At 34.3% G+C, this 2,734-nt stretch carries 2 protein-coding genes; one reads left to right on the forward strand and one right to left on the reverse strand.

The features are described 5' to 3' along the window. Positions 1–299: 299 nt before the first annotated feature. Positions 300–1,988 carry a long-chain-fatty-acid--CoA ligase gene (locus V7014_RS24445; RefSeq protein WP_335511252.1) on the reverse strand — a complete coding sequence of 563 codons (1,689 nt, stop codon included), beginning with the start codon at positions 1,986–1,988 and terminating at the stop codon, positions 300–302. A 233-nt stretch (positions 1,989–2,221) separates the two neighbouring features. On the opposite strand from V7014_RS24445, the gene V7014_RS24450 reads away from it, so the two are divergent. Continuing rightward, positions 2,222–2,734, forward strand: a 513-nt coding sequence (locus V7014_RS24450) for a CBS domain-containing protein (protein ID WP_335511255.1), incomplete at its 3' end; no start/stop codon positions are given.

The raw sequence follows: 2,734 nt of genomic DNA on the forward strand, positions 1-2,734 counted from the left end.
TTTTTATCTTACTCAATGCTATTATACGAAAGTTCAAAGAGAAATAGTAATAATTGATATAAACTGAACGTACAATTACATGTAAAAACACGAAGTATATACCAAGAAAAAATCTAATATTAAAATAGTAAAAAATCTCTTCCCATAAATACGGGAAGAGATTTTTTTCATTGTTTCACGACATAACACTCAAAAAATAACTAATTATTCAAATTATTATTTCTAGGTAATTTACATCGTCTAGAAGATTATGATTTTTCATACCCGTACAGTTCTCAAGCTCAAATTAGTTGAAAGTTTTATATTTTTGACGATGACTTTTTATCCCCAGATTCCATGTAAAGATTTTCATACTTCTTCACAATTTCTTTTTTGTTAAATTTCCCCACACTTGTTTTCGGTATCTCATTTACAAATAGAATTTGATCTGGGAATTGCCATTTAGCAAATTGTTCATATAATAGACTTTCAAATTCATCTCTAGGAAATGTTTTATTATCTTTTGTTACTACTAGCGCAAGAGGACGTTCCTGCCATTTTGCATGAGGGATTCCAACGACTACTGCATCAAGAACTTCGGGGTGTCCCATTAATGAATTCTCCATATCAATTGAAGAAATCCATTCTCCACCGCTCTTTATAACGTCTTTGATTCTATCTACAAGTTTTACATATCCATTTTCATCAATAGTACCCGCATCACCGCTGCGCCAGTACCCATCCTGGAAACTGCTATCTGTTTCCGGTGCATTATGGTAAGCACCTGTGATCCATGGACCTCTTAAACAAAGTTCACCGACTGTTTTGCCATCTCGAGGTACTTCTTCTCCTGTATCTGGATTACATAGTTTGAAATCGATTCCTGTAAGTGGCAAACCTTGTTTTCGTCTTAAATCCCATTTCTCGTCCTCTGTCAATTTATTTCTCAAAGAAGGGTTAAGATGGTAATTAATCGCAACCATTGGAGTGGTTTCTGTTGAACCATAGGCATGAATAATTTCTGCTCCTGTCAGCTCTTTAAATCCTTTCATCAATGAGACAGGTGGCTCTGATGCACCAGATAAAAACCTTGCCCTTGAAAGGTCCGGTTTTTTCTCAAGTGTCTGAATATAATGAAGCATAGGAAGGAAGATAGCCGGTGATCCTCCTGCAATTGTGACACTTTCTGCAATCATTAGATCTACAAGCGGTGAAGTATCTTCCACTACATAGCGCCCTGGGAAGATCATTTTGGCGCCCATCATCGCAGCAACCTGAACGAGTCCCCATGATTGAGCATGAAACATGGGTATAATCACTAATAAACAATCATGACTGTTTACACCAAAGTAAGCAGCTTCTGCCATGGTGTGAAGATAGATATTGCGATGTGAGTAATAGACACCTTTAGGTTTTCCAGTCGTTCCTGATGTATAGCAAGCACTGTAAGCTGTTGTTTCTTCTATTATCGGCCAATCATAATCGTCACTTTCTTCCTTTATCATTTCCTCATAATGAAAAATTGGTGACAAGGTCGTTTTTATGTCAGACATTGGCTTATCTGACATGACAATAAACCCTTTCACTGTTTCCAACTTTGAGCTAATCGCTTCAGCTACAGATAATAAAGATTCATCGACGAAAATATATTTCGCTTCACTATGGTTAGTTACATAAGATAAATCTTCCGGTGAAATGCGGAGATTCATTTGAAGAAGGGTAGCTCCGGTCCCAGGTATTGCAAAATATAATTCAAAATGTCTATGAGAGTTCCAATCTAAAACTCCGATTTTATCACCTGGTTTAACTCCCAACCGTTTTTCAAGAAAATTTGCCACTTTCATCATGCGTGTATATGCTTTTTGATAGGAATAACGATGAAGCTGATTATTGCTACGATATAGTATTTCTTGATCCGGGAAATTACGTGCAGCATGACGTATTAAAGTCGTCGTATTTAATTGATAATCATTCATAGAAGTAGATGGGCATCCTTTTACCATTCTCATATTTTTGCTCCTCCTCTTACAACATCAATATGTTTGTTTTGTATCCAAAACATTTTTACATAATATATTTGCAAATCTTATGCCAATTCTTTTTATTTATAAATAGACTATTTTTCTCGTTAAATTGTAAACATTTATTAACAGAATATTGTAAATTGTAAATAATTTTTACACATAGTGTTAACGTTTATTTTTACATTTGATATAATGTCGAATAAAAAGGAGGTATTTCTATGCTCGTTGCTGATATCATGTCAACCAATTATATTTGTTGCACTAAAGAATGTACATTTCATAATGTACTTCCAATATTTACAGAAACCCACTCAACTTTACTTCCAGTTGTAGATGATTCAAATCATTTAATCGGAATCATAACTAAAAACAAAATATTCAAAATTTTAACCACTCAACCATCCTTTGATACTACAATCGACCATTACTATAATTCTAATCCTATTCACTTAAGGCCGAACGATACGATTGAACATGCAAGAGAGTTGCTGTTGAAGCATAAAATAGGACATGCTCCAGTTGTAAATGAACAAATGATTCCTATTGGAGTACTCTCAACCCAGCAAATACTAAGTTCATATAATATTGTCTTAAATCATTTTGAATCTCAATCAGCACTACTTTTTAATAACTTACACTTCGGCTTACTATCCATCGACATGGACTTCCAAGTTAACGCCTCAAATTCACTTGCACATTATTTATTAAATACGAAAGAAAAGCATTACAAT

This window comes from Bacillus sp. JJ722 (genome assembly GCF_036963345.1).
GTDB lineage: Bacteria > Bacillota > Bacilli > Bacillales > DSM-1321 > Bacillus_AD.

Coding starts and splice junctions, on each gene's coding strand:
- V7014_RS24445 (WP_335511252.1), bottom strand. CDS start 1,988: ATGAGAATGGTAAAAGGATGCCCATCTACTTCTATGAATGATTATCAA.